16 protein-coding genes are annotated in these 15,178 nt (G+C 63.8%); 1 reads left to right on the top strand and 15 read right to left on the bottom strand.

Going from position 1 to position 15,178, the window contains the following annotated elements:
* Positions 1 to 25: 25 nt before the first annotated feature.
* The gene (locus tag ASC94_RS16405; protein ID WP_082616584.1) at positions 26 to 1,039 is read left to right on the top strand and encodes a porin; all 1,014 of its coding nucleotides are present in this window, start codon (positions 26 to 28) and stop codon (positions 1,037 to 1,039) included.
* A gap of 259 nt (positions 1,040 to 1,298) precedes the next feature.
* Here the strand turns inward: ASC94_RS16405 and ASC94_RS16410 are convergent, their stop codons facing one another.
* From ASC94_RS16410 to flhD, 15 genes are all read right to left on the bottom strand, one after another.
* Positions 1,299 to 2,513 (bottom strand): EAL and HDOD domain-containing protein, encoded by a 1,215-nt coding sequence (locus ASC94_RS16410; RefSeq protein WP_056396880.1) that lies wholly within the window; start codon positions 2,511 to 2,513, stop codon positions 1,299 to 1,301.
* A gap of 70 nt (positions 2,514 to 2,583) precedes the next feature.
* Positions 2,584 to 2,973, bottom strand: coding sequence for a chemotaxis response regulator CheY (cheY, locus tag ASC94_RS16415; protein WP_028104141.1), 390 nt, complete (start codon positions 2,971 to 2,973; stop codon positions 2,584 to 2,586).
* A gap of 122 nt (positions 2,974 to 3,095) precedes the next feature.
* Positions 3,096 to 4,166 carry a chemotaxis response regulator protein-glutamate methylesterase gene (locus ASC94_RS16420; RefSeq protein WP_056396884.1) on the bottom strand — a complete coding sequence of 357 codons (1,071 nt, stop codon included), beginning with the start codon at positions 4,164 to 4,166 and terminating at the stop codon, positions 3,096 to 3,098.
* A gap of 21 nt (positions 4,167 to 4,187) precedes the next feature.
* Complete coding sequence (cheD, locus tag ASC94_RS16425; protein WP_056396885.1) at positions 4,188 to 4,784, bottom strand: chemoreceptor glutamine deamidase CheD; 597 nt, start codon at positions 4,782 to 4,784, stop codon at positions 4,188 to 4,190.
* Positions 4,785 to 4,800: 16 nt separating this feature from the next.
* On the bottom strand, positions 4,801 to 5,631 hold the full coding sequence (locus ASC94_RS16430) for a CheR family methyltransferase (protein WP_056396888.1): 831 nt from the start codon (positions 5,629 to 5,631) through the stop codon (positions 4,801 to 4,803).
* Between the two features lie 66 nt (positions 5,632 to 5,697).
* Positions 5,698 to 7,401: a methyl-accepting chemotaxis protein gene (locus ASC94_RS16435; RefSeq protein WP_056398062.1), complete on the bottom strand. Its 1,704-nt coding sequence runs from the start codon at positions 7,399 to 7,401 to the stop codon at positions 5,698 to 5,700.
* 72 nt (positions 7,402 to 7,473) lie between these two features.
* On the bottom strand, positions 7,474 to 7,965 hold the full coding sequence (locus ASC94_RS16440; protein ID WP_056396891.1) for a chemotaxis protein CheW: 492 nt from the start codon (positions 7,963 to 7,965) through the stop codon (positions 7,474 to 7,476).
* Between the two features lie 58 nt (positions 7,966 to 8,023).
* Positions 8,024 to 10,234: a chemotaxis protein CheA gene (gene cheA / locus ASC94_RS16445; RefSeq protein WP_056396894.1), complete on the bottom strand. Its 2,211-nt coding sequence runs from the start codon at positions 10,232 to 10,234 to the stop codon at positions 8,024 to 8,026.
* A 38-nt stretch (positions 10,235 to 10,272) separates the two neighbouring features.
* Positions 10,273 to 10,638 (bottom strand): response regulator, encoded by a 366-nt coding sequence (locus ASC94_RS16450; protein WP_056396897.1) that lies wholly within the window; start codon positions 10,636 to 10,638, stop codon positions 10,273 to 10,275.
* A 61-nt stretch (positions 10,639 to 10,699) separates the two neighbouring features.
* Entirely contained in the window at positions 10,700 to 11,248 is a 549-nt protein-coding gene (locus ASC94_RS16455; RefSeq protein ID WP_056396898.1) for a hypothetical protein, read from the bottom strand.
* A gap of 40 nt (positions 11,249 to 11,288) precedes the next feature.
* Positions 11,289 to 12,257 (bottom strand): flagellar motor protein MotB, encoded by a 969-nt coding sequence (motB, locus tag ASC94_RS16460; protein WP_056396901.1) that lies wholly within the window; start codon positions 12,255 to 12,257, stop codon positions 11,289 to 11,291.
* Positions 12,258 to 12,307: 50 nt separating this feature from the next.
* Positions 12,308 to 13,168: a flagellar motor stator protein MotA gene (motA, locus tag ASC94_RS16465; protein WP_056396902.1), complete on the bottom strand. Its 861-nt coding sequence runs from the start codon at positions 13,166 to 13,168 to the stop codon at positions 12,308 to 12,310.
* Between the two features lie 94 nt (positions 13,169 to 13,262).
* Complete coding sequence (locus ASC94_RS16470; RefSeq protein WP_056398066.1) at positions 13,263 to 14,033, bottom strand: cyclopropane-fatty-acyl-phospholipid synthase family protein; 771 nt, start codon at positions 14,031 to 14,033, stop codon at positions 13,263 to 13,265.
* A gap of 46 nt (positions 14,034 to 14,079) precedes the next feature.
* Complete coding sequence (gene flhC / locus ASC94_RS16475) at positions 14,080 to 14,622, bottom strand: flagellar transcriptional regulator FlhC (protein ID WP_056396905.1); 543 nt, start codon at positions 14,620 to 14,622, stop codon at positions 14,080 to 14,082.
* A gap of 55 nt (positions 14,623 to 14,677) precedes the next feature.
* A complete protein-coding gene (gene flhD / locus ASC94_RS16480) occupies positions 14,678 to 14,995 on the bottom strand; it encodes a flagellar transcriptional regulator FlhD (protein ID WP_056396908.1) in 318 nt (105 codons plus the stop codon).
* Positions 14,996 to 15,178: the final 183 nt, after the last annotated feature.

Consider the following 15,178-nt stretch of genomic DNA (forward strand, 5'->3'; position numbering starts at 1 on the left):
CCGCTCCCTTTTGCGAGGCGCCCCCATGCGGTTTGCACAGCCTTCCCTTGCCTTGGTTTTACTCGCTCCCCTTTGCGCCGGCGCCCAGACCGGCACCGTCCAGGTGTACGGGCTGGCCGACGTGTATCTGGGCCGCTCGGCCACCAGCGGCGTGGCCGCGCGCGGCAACGTCATCAACAGCGGCGGCATGACCACCTCGTACTGGGGCATAGGCGGCGTGGAGAGCCTGGGCGGCGGCCAGTCGGCCACCTTTGCCATCGAAGGCTTCATGCGGCTGGACACGGGCGAACAGGGCCGCACGCCGGGCGAAGGCCTGGCCACGCGCGCGGCCTACGTGGGCCTGAACGGGAGCTGGGGCGCCACCAAGATCGGGCGCATCCCCAACCCGTTGTTCCAGGCGTCGGCGGCGCTCAACCCTTACGGCTTTTCGACCCGCCTCTCGCCGCTGATGACGCAGATGTGGATTGTGCCTTACGGCAGTTCCTCGGCCGGGGATTCGGGCTGGAGTAACGCCGTGCATTACACTTCGCCGGTGGTGCACGGCTTTAACGCCGTGGTGCAGTACGGGCTGGGCGAGCATGCGGCCAACAGCCCGGGCAACAACAAGGTGGCCCTGCTCAAGTACACCGGTTCGGCGCTCAGCGCGGCGGTGGCGGCGCAGGATATCGGCTACGGCATCGGCATCAGCAATGCCGCACCTAGCCAGCGCACGTATTTCGCGGGCGCGGCGTATGATTTCAAGGTGGTGAAGGCGTATGCCGGTTTTGCGCGCAATACGCAGGAGGGCAGCGGGCGCACCACCCGCACCACGCACCTGGGCTTGTCCATGCCGCACGGCGCGGGGCGCTGGCTGCTGGCGTGGGCGCGCGCGCAGGAGCACTCGTTTGCCAGGGCGCCGTTCAGGCGCGACACGGCGGCGGCCGGCTACGACTATAACCTGTCGCTGCGCACGGATGTGTATGCCTCGTATCTGTACGATAAGATCAGCACGGCCGCCGACGGTAATACCGTTGCGCTGGGGATCCGGCACAAGTTTTAGGCGGCTCGCGGCGGGTTACGCACTGCGTGCTAACCCGCCCTACAGGAGCCACATCGGATGATGGATATCATGTGCACGGGAACCCGCCGCACGTGCCACATTTCGAATGGTGAATACCTGGTGCACGGCAACCCGCCGCACGTGCCACATTTGGGGTGATGAATACCTGGTGCGCGGGAACCTGCCGCATGTGGCACATTTGGGGTGATGAATACCCGGTGCCCGTAGGGTGGGTTAGGCGCAGCCGTAACCCGCCGGATCAGCCGGAGATGCTCTGGGTCCAGGCCAGCGCCGACAGGTGGGCCTTGTTGACTTCGGCCGGGGTCAGGCTGAGCGCGCCGGCCAGCGAGGACACCAAATTGCTGTTCAGCTCGCACGCCTCGGCCAGCGCCAGGTACTGGCCATACTTGCCCGAGCGCGACAGCAGCGCCGCCACCACCTCGTCCGACAGCTGGATGCTGGCCAGCACCTCTTCCATCGGGATGCCCAGCAGCCGGTCCAGCAGCGAGAACATGCCCGCCACGAAGATGTTTTCCGCGTCCGCCTTGCCCAGCGCCTTGGTGCCCAGCAGCTCGGCCAGGCGGCCGCGCACCACCGCCGTTTCCAGCAGCACCGGCGAGTAGCCGCTGGTGCTGGCGGTGGCCAGCAGCAGGGTCAGCCAGCGGTACAGCGGCGCGTAGCCCAGCAGCGTAATGGCTTGGCGCAGCGAGGCGATCTCGCGGCCGGCGCCGAAACCGGCTGAATTGATGTAGCGCAGCAGCTTGTAGGACAGCGCGGCGTCGCGCTTGAGCACGTCTTCGAGCTGCTTGATGTCGGCGTTCGCGTTCACCATCTGCATCAGCTGCATGATGATGGTCTGCGCCGGGTTCATGCCCTTGTTGTCGGTGCCGGGGCGCGGCGTGAGGTGCAGCTTGCCGACGAAGGCGTCCAGGCCGAGCGCGGCGCAGGCGTCGAAATCGGCCCAGGTGCTCACCGGACGGCCCACCATGCGCAGGTTGGACGCTTTCAGCGCCGCGTAGGCGCGCGCCTGCGCGGCCACGTCGGCGCCGGTGAATTTCACTTCCACGTAGGAGGCAATGGTGCCGAGGCGGCTGCCCACGCGCGCCAGGTCGGCGTCGCGCAGCAGGATGCCGACGCCGCCGGCGCGCAGCGCCTGCACCGCCGCCAGCGTATCCGGATTGGCCAGCGCCACCGCCTTGAGCGAGAGCACGGTGTGCTCGGGCGGCAGATTGTGCAGCGCGTCGGTCGACAGCATGCCCGGCACTGCCTCCAGGAACAAGGTCTTGTCGCGCAGCAGCCAGCCATCTTCCTCGCTGTTGACCTCGGCGGCCACGAAAGCCACCAGGTCCTCCAGCGCGGCCTGGGTGGGCAAGGCCACGTGGCCGGCGCCGCCCTGCCACGCCAGTTCGTACCCGACCACGCGCTGCTTGGGGTCCAGCAGCGGTTCACGAACAAGGTAGTTGGTCTGATGCATGGTGTGGTCGCAAAAAGTCAAAAAGGCCGGCGCGTGCGCCGGCCCGTGCCCCGCGGGCCTGCCGTTGCGGTCAGGCGCCGAGTTTTTCGAAGATCTTGTTCAGCTTCTCGTCCAGCGTGGCGGCCGTGAACGGCTTGACCACATAGCCGTTGGCGCCGGCCTGGGCGGCGGCGATGATGTTTTCCTTCTTCGCTTCGGCCGTCACCATCAGCACCGGCAGCTTGGCCAGTGCGGGGTCGGCACGAATGTTCTGCAGCATGGTCAGGCCATCCATATTGGGCATGTTCCAGTCAGACACCACGAAGTCGAACTGCTCCGCGCGCAGCTTGGCCAGTGCCATGACACCGTCTTCTGCCTCGTCCACATTGGCGTAACCCAGTTCCTTCAACAGATTCCGGACGATGCGGCGCATCGTCGAAAAATCGTCTACTACTAAAAATTTCATCTTTGGATCAGCCATGAATTACTCCGTTGATTCTCTTACGCGGTTGTTAATAGTGTCTATAAGCACGAGCTATTTGTAGCATAGCATTTTCGTTGCCCTAAGGCGAACAAAGTAGCAGTAATACGTCACCCGGCAGCTTAAACGCGCAGGGCGCGCATGCCGTGTGTTGCCAGGTAGCCAAGCACCATGCCGGGCAGCGCCTGCAGCGGCCCCACCTCGTGCGTGCCACCCACCGCGATGGCTTCGCGCGGCATGCCAAAGACGACGCAGCTCGCTTCGTCCTGGGCGAAATTATACGCTCCGGCGTTCTTCATCTCCAGCATGCCGGCCGCGCCGTCCTTGCCCATGCCGGTCAGGATCACGCCGACCGCGTTCTTGCCGGCGAACTGGGCGGCCGAACGGAACAGCACGTCCACCGACGGGCGGTGGCGGTTCACCGGTTCGCCCTGGTCGATCTTGGTCATGTAGTTGGCGCCCGAGCGCGCCAGGGTCAGGTGCGAATGGCCGGGGGCGATGTAGGCGTGGCCCGGCAGCACGCGCTCGTTGCCTTGCGATTCGATCACGGCGATCTTGCACAGCGAGTCCAGGCGCTTGGCGAAAGACTTGGTGAAGCCCTCCGGCATGTGCTGGGTGATCAGGATACCGGGACAGTCGGACGGCATCTGCATCAGGAACTCGCGGATGGCTTCCGTGCCGCCGGTGGAGGCGCCGATGATGATCAGTTTTTCAGAGGACATGAGAGGATTGCGCAGTTGCGGCAAGGCGGCCTGCCCCGGGGCGCCGGCCTGCGGCAGCACGCGCGCGCGCACGCGGGCCTTGGACGCGGCGCGGATCTTGTCGGCGATCAGGTCGGTGTATTCGCGCATGCCGCTCTGGATCGAAATCTTGGGCTTGGTGACGAAATCGACCGCGCCCAGCTCCAGCGCGCGCATGGTGATCTCCGAGCCGCGTTCGGTCAGCGAGGACACCATCACGACCGGCATGGGGCGCAGCCGCATCAGCTTTTCCAGGAAGTCCAGGCCGTCCATTTTCGGCATTTCCACGTCCAGGGTCAGCACGTCCGGGTTGGTCTGCTTGATCAGTTCGCGCGCCACCAGCGGATCGGGCGCCACGCCCACCACTTCCATGTCGGGCTGGTTGTTGATGATCTCGGTCATCACGCTGCGGATCAGCGCGGAGTCGTCTACGATCAGTACTTTGATCTTCATGATGGTTATACTTTTTATTGGTTAGAACAGCTCGATCTCGCCAGCCACAGGCTGTTTCTTGAGACGGCTGGCGTATTCGATCTCGCGTTTGGCCAGCGTGTCGTTATGCGACTGCATCAGCTTCTTGACCAGCACCTTGCCGGTGCGCGGGAAGAAGTACACCTTGCGCGGGTAGATGTCGTTGAGGTCCTCGGCCACGATGCGGATTTTTTCATTGCGCAGGAAGGTCTGCACGAAGGCCGCGTTGCGTTCGCCCACGTTGATGGCGGTGAAGCCCTTCAGCACCGCGCCGCCGCCGAACACCTTCGCTTCCAGGTTGTCGCGCCGCGCGCCGGCCTTCAGCAGGTCGTTGATCAGGATCTCCATGGCGTAAGTGCCGTAGCGCGCCGAGGCCGATACCGGGCTGCCGTCGCCGCCGCCGTCCGGCAGCATGAAGTGGTTCATGCCGCCCAGGCCCGTCACACGGTCGCGGATGCAGGCCGAGACGCAGGAGCCGAGCACGGTCACGATCAGCATGTCCTTGGACGTGAAGTAGTACTCGCCCGGCAGGATCTTGGCGGCGTCGCAGTCGAATGTCCGGTCGTAGTAGACGTTGGTGGCAAATTGTTCTAAATCCATGGCGCGCCCTTGGTTGCTATCTTCTATCCAGCTCGTACACAGTCTTGCCGCGCAGCTTCAGCGAATCGGACACGTACAGGAAATTTTCCGAGTGGCCTGCAAACAGCAGCGCGTCCGGTTTCATCAGCGGGACGAAGCGGGACAGTATTTTACGCTGCGTGGCCTTATCGAAGTAAATCATCACATTGCGGCAGAAGATAACGTCGAACGGGCCGGTCAGCGGCCACTGGTCGGCCAGCAGGTTGAGCTGCTTGAAGGTGATCATGTTGCGCAGCTCCGGGCGCACGCGCGCCATGCCTTCCTTGTCGCCCTTCCCTTTCAGGAAGAAGCGGCGCTGGCGCTCTGGCGACATCTTGTCCAGCCGGTCCATGGTGTAGACGCCGTTGGCGCCCGCCGCCAGCACGTTGGTATCGATGTCGGTGGCGATGATGGTGGCCGGCGGGGTGAGCGTGTTGAAGGCCTCGCACAAGGTCATGGCGATGGAGTACGGCTCCTCGCCGGTGGAGGCGGCCGAACACCAGATGGTCAGGTCGCGCTTGTTCTTCACGTGCTCGGCCAGCAGCGGGAAGTGGTGCGACTCGCGGAAGAAGGAGGTCAGGTTGGTGGTCAGGGCGTTGGTGAAGGATTCCCACTCGTCGCCCAGCCGCCCCGCCTCCAGTTCATCCAGATACTTCATGAACGACGAGATGCCGGTGGCGCGCAAACGCCGCGCCAGCCGGCTGTACACCATCTCCTGCTTGCTGTCGGCCAGCGAAATGCCGGCCCGCTTGTAGATCAGGCCACGGACCCGTTCGAAGTCCCTGGAGTTGAAATCGAACTCTTTGACGGTGTCTTTTGAATGCGGCATTTGTAAATCCTTAAATCGAACTGCCCGGAACAATGCCTGCTATGGCGTACTGCTTGCTACCGCCTGTTAAAACTCTTCCCAATCGTCGCCCGGCGCCGCCGAAGCGAGCTTCTTGGGCGCCGCCTTCGGCGTGGTCACCACTGCGGTGCGCGGCGCCGGCCTGGCGATCGGCGCCGGCTTGGGCGCCGCTTTCGGGGCCGGCTGTGCCATCCGGTGCATGGCGTCGCTCGACAGCTTGAAGATGCTCACCGCGTGCGCCAGGTTCTGCGCCTGCTCCTGCATGCTCTCGGCCGCCGCTGCCGCCTCTTCCACCAGGGCCGCATTCTGCTGCGTCATTTCGTCCATCTGCGTGATGGCCTGGTTCACTTCTTCGATGCCGTTGCTCTGTTCCTGGGTGGCGGCCGTGATTTCGCCCATGATATCAGCCACCTGCTTGATCGACGTGACGATCAGCTCCATGGTCTGGCCGGCTTCGTCCACCAGGCGGCTGCCAGCATCGACCTTGTCGACCGAATCGCCGATCAGTTCCTTGATCTCCTTGGCCGCACCGGCCGAGCGCTGCGCCAGGTTGCGCACTTCGGACGCCACCACCGCGAAGCCGCGGCCCTGCTCGCCCGCGCGCGCCGCTTCCACCGCGGCGTTCAGCGCCAGGATGTTGGTCTGGAAGGCGATACCGTCGATCACCCCGATAATATCGACGATCTTGCTGGACGACGCCTTGATCGAACCCATGGTCTCGACCACTTGCGACACCACCGAACCGCCCTTCACCGCCACCGAGGAGGCCGACACGGCCAGCTGGTTGGCCTGGCGCGCGTTGTCCGCGTTCTGCTTCACGGTGGAGGTCAGTTCCTCCATCGAGCTGGCAGTTTCCTCCAGCGAGCTGGCCTGCGACTCGGTGCGCGAGGACAGGTCGGCATTGCCGGATGCGATTTCCTGCGAGGCCACCGTGATGGTCTCGGTGCTGGTGCGCACGTCGGTGACGGTGCGTACCAGGCTGTCGTTCATGTCCTTCAGCGCCTGCAGCAGTTCGCTGGTTTCGTCGCGGCCCTCGACCGTGACCTGCGAGGTCAGCTCGCCGCCGGCCACCTTCTGCGCCACCGCCACCGCGCCTTGCAGCGGACGCACGATGGAGCCGGTGATGATGATGGCGCCCACCACGCCGATGGCCACGGCCACGCCGCCCATCGCGAACAGCATCACCATCAGCCGGGTGTCGGCCGCGACCGAGCCTTCCAGCACGTCGTTGGCCGCCTTCTGCTGCATGTCCACCAGGCCATTCAGGGCCGTCAGGGTCTGCTGGTTGAGCGGGTCGATGCGGCTGGCAATCACTTTCGCCGCGCCTTCGCTGTTAAACGCCAGCACCTGGCCGATGGCTTCCTTGAAAGCCACGTCCACGTCCTTGTCCAGCGCGGCGATATCGGCCAGCGCCTTCTTTTCCGCGTCGTTCAGGCCCAGGCTTTGCAGCTTCTCGCGCGCGGCGTCGTAGCGCTTGCGCTGCTCCTTGACCTTGTTCTCTTCCTTCTGCATCAGGCTCACGTCCGACTGCAGGCCGATGTTGCGCATGGCGATACCGGTTTCCAGCATCGCGCTCTTCATGGTGGACGCCTGCAGCGTCTTGGCCGTGGTCAGTTCCAGGCCGGTGCGCAGCTGGCCCTTGTTGCGGTAGTTCAGTACGTTCGTCAGCAATACCATCGCGACCAGGATCAGCAGGATGCTGCCAAAGCCCAAACGCAGGCGGGTACCAATTTTAAAGTCGCGTAAATTCATGTTCATCTCCCTGTTTTTTTATGCGCGGCGGCGCCGCCTCTGCGGGCAGTCGCCGCCGCTCGCCGCGCGGTCTTACGCGGCCAGCTTGTCGATCAGGCCCATTTCCGGGCTCGACATCAGTTTGTCGATGTCCACCAGGATCAGCATGCGCTCATCGATGGTGCCCAGGCCTATCATGTATTCGGTGCTGAAGGCGGTGCCCATTTCCGGCGCCGGCTTGACCTGCTCGGGCATCAGGGTGGTCACGTCCGACACCGAATCGACCACCATGCCGACCACGCGGCCGTTGATGTTCAGGATGATGACGACGGTGAACTGGTCGTACACCGGCTCGCCCAGGTGGAACTTGATGCGCATGTCCACCACCGGGATGATGATGCCGCGCAGGTTGATCACGCCCTTGATGAATTCGGGCGCGTTGGCGATGCGGGTCACCGCTTCATAGCCGCGGATCTCCTGCACCTTCAGGATGTCGATGCCATACTCCTCTTTGCCGAGGGTGAAGGCGAGGAATTCGCGGCCGGCGATATCGTGGGCGCCGGCGTTCTGGGTTGCGTCTGACATGATGGATTCCTTCTAGCTAGGGTACTGACTTAGTGTAGAGCCCAGTGTATGGGTTAATTCAGGAAAAAATGGATTCGTCCGCCAGTTGGCGCGACGAGCGTATCAACGCCGCCACATCCAGGATCAGCGAAACGCCGCCATCGCCCAAAATCGTGGCGCCCGAGATGCCGGCCACTTTGCGGTAGTTCGATTCCAGGTTCTTCACCACCACTTGCTGCTGTCCGACCAGGTCGTCGATGAACAGCGCCGCCTTGCGGCCTTCCGTTTCCAGTATCACCACCAGCCCTTCGGACGGATCGGTGAAGCGCGGCGTGATGTCGAACATCTGGTACAGCGGGATCAGGGGCAGGTATTCGCCGCGCACCTTGATGACCTTGCCCTTGCCCGAAATTTCCTTCACATCCTCCGGCACCGGCTGCATCGATTCGATGACAAAGCCCAGCGGCAGGATGTAGATTTCCTCGCCCACCTTGATCGACATGCCGTCCAGGATGGCCAGCGTGAGCGGCAGCGAAATCGAGATGGTGGTGCCGAAGCCCTTGGCCGAGCGGATGTCCACCGCGCCGCCCATGGCGGTGATGTTGCGCTTGACCACGTCCATGCCCACGCCGCGCCCGGACACGTCGGTCACCTGCTCGGCGGTGGAGAAGCCCGGCGCAAAGATCAGCTGCCAGACGTCGGCGTCGGCCATGTTGTCGCTCACCGGCAGGCCGGACGACTTGGCCTTGGCCAGGATCTTCTCGCGGTTCAAGCCGCCGCCGTCGTCCGACACTTCGATGATGATATTGCCGCCCTGGTGGCTGGCCGACAGGAACAACCGCCCGGCGTCGGTCTTGCCGGCGGCGCGCCGCACCTCCGGCATTTCGATGCCGTGGTCGATCGAATTGCGCACCAGGTGCGTGAGCGGATCGACGATGCGCTCGATCAGGCCCTTGTCCAGCTCCGTGGCGGCGCCGTTGGTGATGAAGTCGACCTTCTTGCCCAGCTTCGCGGCCAGGTCGCGCACCATGCGCGGGAAGCGCGAGAACACGAAGTCCATCGGCATCATGCGGATCGACATCACCGCTTCCTGCAGGTCGCGCGTGTTGCGGGTCAGCTGGCTCACGCTGTTGAGCAGGCGCTCGTGCACCATCGGGTCCAGGGTGTCGACGCGCTGCTCGATCATGGCCTGCGTGATCACCAGCTCGCCCACCAGGTTGATCAGCTGGTCGACCTTCTCGATCGACACGCGGATCGAGGACGATTCGGCGCCGCCGGCGGCGGCAGGCTTGTCGGCCTCCTTCTTGACCGCCACGGCTTTCTTCTCTTCCTCCACCGCGGCAGGCACGGCTTCGTCCTTGATGCCGGCCTTGGCGCGGATGGCTTCCACCGGCTCGAAGAAGCCGTAGCCGCGCGCGTCGTCGGCGCCGGCGGCCGCGTCGGCGCGGATCTGGTCGAGCGGCTGGAAGAAGCCGTAGGCCGCGCCCTCGGCCGGCACCGCCCTGGCCGGCGCCGATGCGGAGGCCGGCTCGGGATCGAAGAAGCCGTAGCCCTGGTCGTGCTCCACGCGCTTGCGCTCGGCGCTCTCCAGCGCCTGCTGCTCGGGCGTGAGCGCCGGCAGCTCGGACACCTGCATGTCGTCCGGATTGAGGATGAAGGAGCAGATCGAAATGATGTCGTCCAGGCTCTCGTGGGTGGTCACCAGCAGCGCGGTGCGCCCGCCGTCGAGCGGCGTGGTGCTGACCGCGCCCAGCAGGCCCACCTCGGCCGACAGCGCGGCGATTTCGCGCTGTTCCATCTGCGGCAGGTCAAGGCGGTAGCGCCGCCCGCCGCTGTGGTCCACGGCTTCTTCCTGGGCCGCGCTGACGAAGGACGGCGCCACGTGCGACAGGGCCGCCACCACGTCCTGCGACAGCGACTGCAGCATCATGCGCACGTTGGCCACCGCGTCCTGGTCCACCGCCGAGCCGAGACGGTGCCCGTCCAGCTGCATCTTGAGGATGTCCTTGGCCGCCAGGAAGGCGTCCACGTGCTCCGAGGTGAGCGCCATCTCGCCCTTGCGGATGCGGTCCAGCAGCGTCTCCAGGATATGGGTCACTTCCGTCATGTCGTTCAGGCCGAACGTGCCGGCGCCGCCCTTGACGGAGTGGGCGGTGCGGAAGATCGCGTTCAGATCCTCCTCGGTGGGCGCGGCGAGATCGACCGCCAGCAGCAACCGTTCCATTTCAGCCAGCAGTTCCTCGGCCTCGTCGAAGAAGACCTGGTAGAACTGGCTAATGTCGATGGTCATGGCGAGACTCCATCAAGTACTAAACACATGGCAGCCCCTTAGCCAATAACCTTTTTGACCACCTCGATAAGCCGCTGCGGATCGAAAGGCTTGACCAGCCAGCCGTTGGCGCCGGCGGCGCGGCCCTTGGCCTTCATTTCGTCGGACGATTCGGTGGTCAGCATCAGGATCGGCGTCTTCTGGTAGGTCGGCAGTTCGCGCAGCAGCTTGATCAGCTGCAGGCCGTCCATGCGCGGCATGTTCTGGTCGGTCAGCACCAGGTCCACCGCTTGCTGCTTGGCTTTTTCGAGGCCATCCTGGCCGTCGACCGCTTCCACCACCTGGTAGCCGGCAGCCTTCAGGCTGAAAGCCACCATCTGGCGCAAAGAGCTGGAATCGTCAACTGCAAGTATTGTTTTAGCCATTATGTTTTCTCGCTATGTTCAAGGTGTTACATCGAATTGCATTCGGGACGGCAGACCGGGCTCAGAACAGCTCGATGTCGCCGCTTTCCAGGTGTTTTTGGCTCACGGCCTTGCGCAGCACGCTGCGCAGCTCCAGGCTCTGGATCGCCAGCGCCATGCTGACCTTGCCGAGCAGGTCCACGATCTCTTCATTGTCGCTGTCGGGCACCATCTCGGCGCCGTGTGCGCCCAGGGTGCCGAGGAATTCGCGCAAGCCGGTCACGCGCTTGAGGGTGCGGTCGATCAGCTGGCTGGTCATGTCCTGGAACTGCATGCTGGTCACGGCCGCATTGACATAGGCGCCCACCTGCTCGGACAGGGCCGACAGCTCGGCCTTCTGTTCAGCCGAGGGCGAGCCGCCGTCCAGCAGCAGGTTGATGGCGGCCTGCTGCGCCGTCACGGTTTCATGGATGGCCATGAAATTGCGCGACAGCTTGTCGATGGCCTCCTCCAGCAGCAGATTGGTCTGGATCAGATCCGTCTCGACTTCGGTCAGGTGGCGCCGCCCGTGATCCGACACGCCCGACAGCAGGCGCTTCACATGGGAACCCAGGATTTTTTTTCTCGTCATAATCAGTCTCGTTCTCGATACCCGCCGTGCTACGGCGTCGCTACTTCTTGTTCGGTGCGGCCGGCGCGGGCGCCGCAGACGGCGCCGCTGCCGCCGCCGCTGCAGCATTCGTCGCATCGGTGTCGGTGCCCACGTCGAGCTTGGCGCCGTCGCGCGACACCGCGTCCTCGGTCTTCTTGTTCATCACCACGATGCTGATGCGGCGGTTGATGGGGTTGAAGGGGTCAAGCCGGTCCAGGTGCACGGCCGAGGCCAGGCCCACCACGCGCAGGATCTTGTTGTCGGCCATGCCGCCGGCGATCAGCGCGCGGCGCGAGGCGTTGGCGCGGTCGGCCGACAGTTCCCAGTTGCTGTAGCCGGCGTCGGTGAAATACGGCGTCGAATCGGTGTGGCCGGACAGGCCGATCTTGTTCGGCACGTCGTTCAGCACCACGCCGATCTCCTGCAGGATCTCTTTGGTGTAGGGCTGCAGCTGGGCGCTGGCCAGCGCAAACATGGGCCGGTTCTGCTCGTCGACGATCTGGATCCGCAAGCCTTCGCTGGTGAAGTCCAGCAGCAGCTGCTTCTTGTACTTGGCCAGCAGCGGATTGCTCTCGATCTTGGCTTCGATCTTTTCCTTCAGCTTTTGCAGGCGCTCGGTTTCCTGGCGCTCCAGCTCGGCCTTGGCGGCGGTGAGGTTGAAGGTCTTCTTGCTCACGGTGGGATCGTCGGACAACTTGACCTGGCCTTCCTTGCGCGTCAGGTCCTTGCCGCCGCCGGGAATCACGGACGAGCTGTCGCCGCTGCCGGCGCCGCCCTGCATGGCCACCTTGAGCGGGGTCTTGAAGTATTCCGAGATCCCGTTCAGGTCGCCCTTGGTGGTCGAACCAAGCAGCCACATCAGCAGGAAAAAGGCCATCATTGCCGTCACGAAGTCGGCGTAAGCGATCTTCCAGGCGCCGCCATGGTGGGCATGGCCGCCTTTCTTGATGCGCTTGACAACGATGGGCCGCAAGCCCTCGTCAGCCATGTCGATTCCTTAGTGTTTCCATAATTCAATAATGATACGTGAGGCCGGGCTTATTTGGTTTTGGATTTTTTGATGTGATCCTCTAATTCGGAGAAGGTCGGACGCTCGGTCGAGTACAGCACCTTGCGGCCGAACTCGATGGCCAGCGCCGGCGCATAGCCGTTCAAGCTGGCCAGCAGCGTCACTTTCACGCACTGGTACATCTTGGTCTCCTCTTCCAGCTTCTGCTCGTGCAGGCCGGCCAGCGGGCCGACGAAACCGTAGGCCAGCAGGATACCGAGGAAGGTGCCGACCAGCGCTTTCGCAATCAGCAGGCCCAGCTCGGACGGCGGGATGCCCACCGACTCCATGGTGTGCACCACGCCCATCACGCAGGCCACGATGCCGAAGGCCGGCATGCCGTCGCCCAGCTTGGCGATCGCGCCGGCCGGCACCATGCCTTCATGGTGATGGGTCTCGATCTCGTTGTCCATCAGGTTCTCGATCTGGAACGCGTCCATGTTCCCGGATACCATCAGGCGCAGGTAGTCGGTCATGAATTCGACGATGTGGTGGTCGGCCAGCACTGCCGGATACTTGCTGAACAGCGGGCTGTCGCTGGGCGAGTCGATGTCGCCCTCGATCGACATCAGGCCTTCCTTGCGCACCTTGGACAGCACGTCGAACATCAGCGACATCAGTTCCATGTACAGGTCTTTGGTGTGGCGCGAACCGCGGAACAGGCCGGGGATGGCGGCCAGCGTGGCCTTGATGGATTTGCCATTGTTGCCGACAAAAAAAGCGCCGATTGCGGCGCCACCGATCTGCAGCAACTCCACAGGCTGAAACAGCGAGGCCAGGTGCCCGCCGGCGGCGGCGAAACCGCCGAACACGCAACCGAGAACGACTAAATAACCTAGTATGACTAACAAGAGTGCCAGCTCCGAAGAAAGGTAGGGAAACGCCAAATTAACAGGTGGAACTACAATAGCGTGAGACAGGGGGGACGGGCAAGCAAAAGACGCGTTAAAAGCGCCAGACGTAGAGTGAGGGGCCGTGCTCTGTGGTAACTATGGTCTTGACGGGTGGACAAGCCAGGATCTCGAATTCGTAGCTCATCAACAAGCTTCCGGGCCGCATCTCGACCTCGGCCTTGGCCCACAGCCCGCTCATCGCGGCAGGCGACAGGTAGGCGAACACCATGTCGTAGTCGCCGAAATGGAGCTGTTCGTAGTCGCCCCGCACGAAGCGGGCGCGGCTGCCGGCCAGCGCGGCGCGCAGGCGGGAATACAGCCATGGCAGCGGCGCCAGCTCGATGCCGGTCACCTGCGCATCGGGCCGCGCGCGCGCCAGGTGCAAGGCCATGCCGCCCATGCCGCTGCCGATGTCGATCAGGCGCAGGCCCGGCGTGGCCGGCAGCTCGGCTTCCACCGCCGCCCACACGGCCGGGCCGGACGGGTACAGCGGCACCTGGGTGCGGTAAGTGGACCAGAACAAGCCCACCAGCACGACAAACACGATCAGATAGATTACCGGCGGCAAGGCCAGCGCGCTGGCGCCCACCAGCGCCAGCGGGAACAGCAGCTGGATCGGGCGCCACCAGCGGGCCAGGCCGTAGCGCACCGTCAGCAAGGCGGCCAGCACGCCCTGCACCACCGCCACGTCGGGCAGGCCGGGCTTGAGACCCAGTGTAGCCAACAGGTAGATGAGCATAAGCGTCACCGGATAGGCGCCGGCCTGGATCAGGGCGGCGCGCAGGATGGGGACGCGCAAAAGCCGGGGCAGGCGCAGGCTCATGGCCATGCCCTGCCCCGGCCGGCGGGGAAGATGGGGCGTGCTGTACTCAAGCGGCGAGCGCGTCTTCTTTGGCTTTTTTGGTCTTGCCGGCGCGCGAGGGCATGTGGCACAGGCCGCACACGTAGTCGCCGTGCAGGTCCATGGTGTTGACCACGAACTTGCCCTGGCACTTGCCGCACGGGGCCAGCTTGAGCATGTCGCTGTTGAAGAAGCGCACCAGGGTCCAGGCGCGCGTCAGCGACAGCACGGCTTCCTGGCCGGGCTCCGGCGGCATTTGTTCGAGGTAGAGCTGGTAAGCCTTCATCACGGCCTGGATGCCGGTGGCGCCGGCGTGCAGCACCAGGAAGCTGTGGATGTTGATGAACAGCGAGGAATGGATGTTCGGCTGCCAGGTCAGGAACCAGTCGGTGGAGAACGGCAGCATGCCTTTCGGCGGCGAGACGCCGCGCAACTCCTTGTACAGCTTGAGCAGGCGTTCGCGCGACAGCGACACTTCCGTTTCCAGCAGCTGCAAACGGGCGCCCAGGTTGATCAGCTCGATGGCCAACTGGATCTCCTGCGCTTCGCTGACGACGCTCTTCTTGCTCATGGTGTACTCCTGGGACCTGGGTGGACTGACCGGCTGATCGGCGGGTTGGCTGATATTAAGCGATTTCTTCGGCTGCCTGGCCGGCCATCAGGATGGCGGCGTGCGACTGGGCCAGCGAACGGTCTTTATTGTAGTTGGTCAGCATGCCCAGGATGGCGCCGTCGTCGAAGCGGAAGCGGGCCAGCATCATGTTGCCGCCTGCCAGTTTCAGGATCTGGGCATTGCTCATGCCTTCGATCAGTTCGGCGATGTCGGCAGAGATGCCCAGGCGGAAGATTGCGGTCACTTTGTCGGCACGGATCATCTGCTGAGCCAGCATCAGATAGCTCAGGTTTGCGTCGCGGATCTCAGCCATCATGTCGTTCGCAGTCATTTCCATCTCCTCGTCAGAACTCGTTAGTTACGCAATTGCGTTTCCGTTGAGATACATTCTGCTGGAGCGGACACAGCACGAGAAGCGGACGACGGCTGTATTTTGGGTCGGGAAATGGCGGACGCGCCCTGTCAGCGTTTGTCTGACAAACGCAGGGCGATCATAGTGCGGCACCAGGACTGG

Origin of the sequence: Massilia sp. Root418 (genome assembly GCF_001425265.1) — a bacterium.
GTDB lineage: Bacteria > Pseudomonadota > Gammaproteobacteria > Burkholderiales > Burkholderiaceae_D > Rugamonas.

Excerpts from the sequence above, each read along its gene's own strand:
- ASC94_RS16405 (WP_082616584.1), top strand. The coding sequence starts at position 26 with ATGCGGTTTGCACAGCCTTCCCTTGCCTTGGTTTTACTCGCTCCCCTT.
- ASC94_RS16410 (WP_056396880.1), bottom strand. The coding sequence starts at position 2,513 with ATGCATCAGACCAACTACCTTGTTCGTGAACCGCTGCTGGACCCCAAG.
- cheY (WP_028104141.1), bottom strand. The coding sequence starts at position 2,973 with ATGGCTGATCCAAAGATGAAATTTTTAGTAGTAGACGATTTTTCGACG.
- ASC94_RS16420 (WP_056396884.1), bottom strand. The coding sequence starts at position 4,166 with ATGAAGATCAAAGTACTGATCGTAGACGACTCCGCGCTGATCCGCAGC.
- cheD (WP_056396885.1), bottom strand. The coding sequence starts at position 4,784 with ATGGATTTAGAACAATTTGCCACCAACGTCTACTACGACCGGACATTC.
- ASC94_RS16430 (WP_056396888.1), bottom strand. The coding sequence starts at position 5,631 with ATGCCGCATTCAAAAGACACCGTCAAAGAGTTCGATTTCAACTCCAGG.
- ASC94_RS16435 (WP_056398062.1), bottom strand. The coding sequence starts at position 7,401 with ATGAATTTACGCGACTTTAAAATTGGTACCCGCCTGCGTTTGGGCTTT.
- ASC94_RS16440 (WP_056396891.1), bottom strand. The coding sequence starts at position 7,965 with ATGTCAGACGCAACCCAGAACGCCGGCGCCCACGATATCGCCGGCCGC.
- cheA (WP_056396894.1), bottom strand. The coding sequence starts at position 10,234 with ATGACCATCGACATTAGCCAGTTCTACCAGGTCTTCTTCGACGAGGCC.
- ASC94_RS16450 (WP_056396897.1), bottom strand. The coding sequence starts at position 10,638 with ATGGCTAAAACAATACTTGCAGTTGACGATTCCAGCTCTTTGCGCCAG.
- ASC94_RS16455 (WP_056396898.1), bottom strand. The coding sequence starts at position 11,248 with ATGACGAGAAAAAAAATCCTGGGTTCCCATGTGAAGCGCCTGCTGTCG.
- motB (WP_056396901.1), bottom strand. The coding sequence starts at position 12,257 with ATGGCTGACGAGGGCTTGCGGCCCATCGTTGTCAAGCGCATCAAGAAA.
- ASC94_RS16470 (WP_056398066.1), bottom strand. The coding sequence starts at position 14,033 with ATGAGCCTGCGCCTGCCCCGGCTTTTGCGCGTCCCCATCCTGCGCGCC.
- flhC (WP_056396905.1), bottom strand. The coding sequence starts at position 14,622 with ATGAGCAAGAAGAGCGTCGTCAGCGAAGCGCAGGAGATCCAGTTGGCC.
- flhD (WP_056396908.1), bottom strand. The coding sequence starts at position 14,995 with ATGACTGCGAACGACATGATGGCTGAGATCCGCGACGCAAACCTGAGC.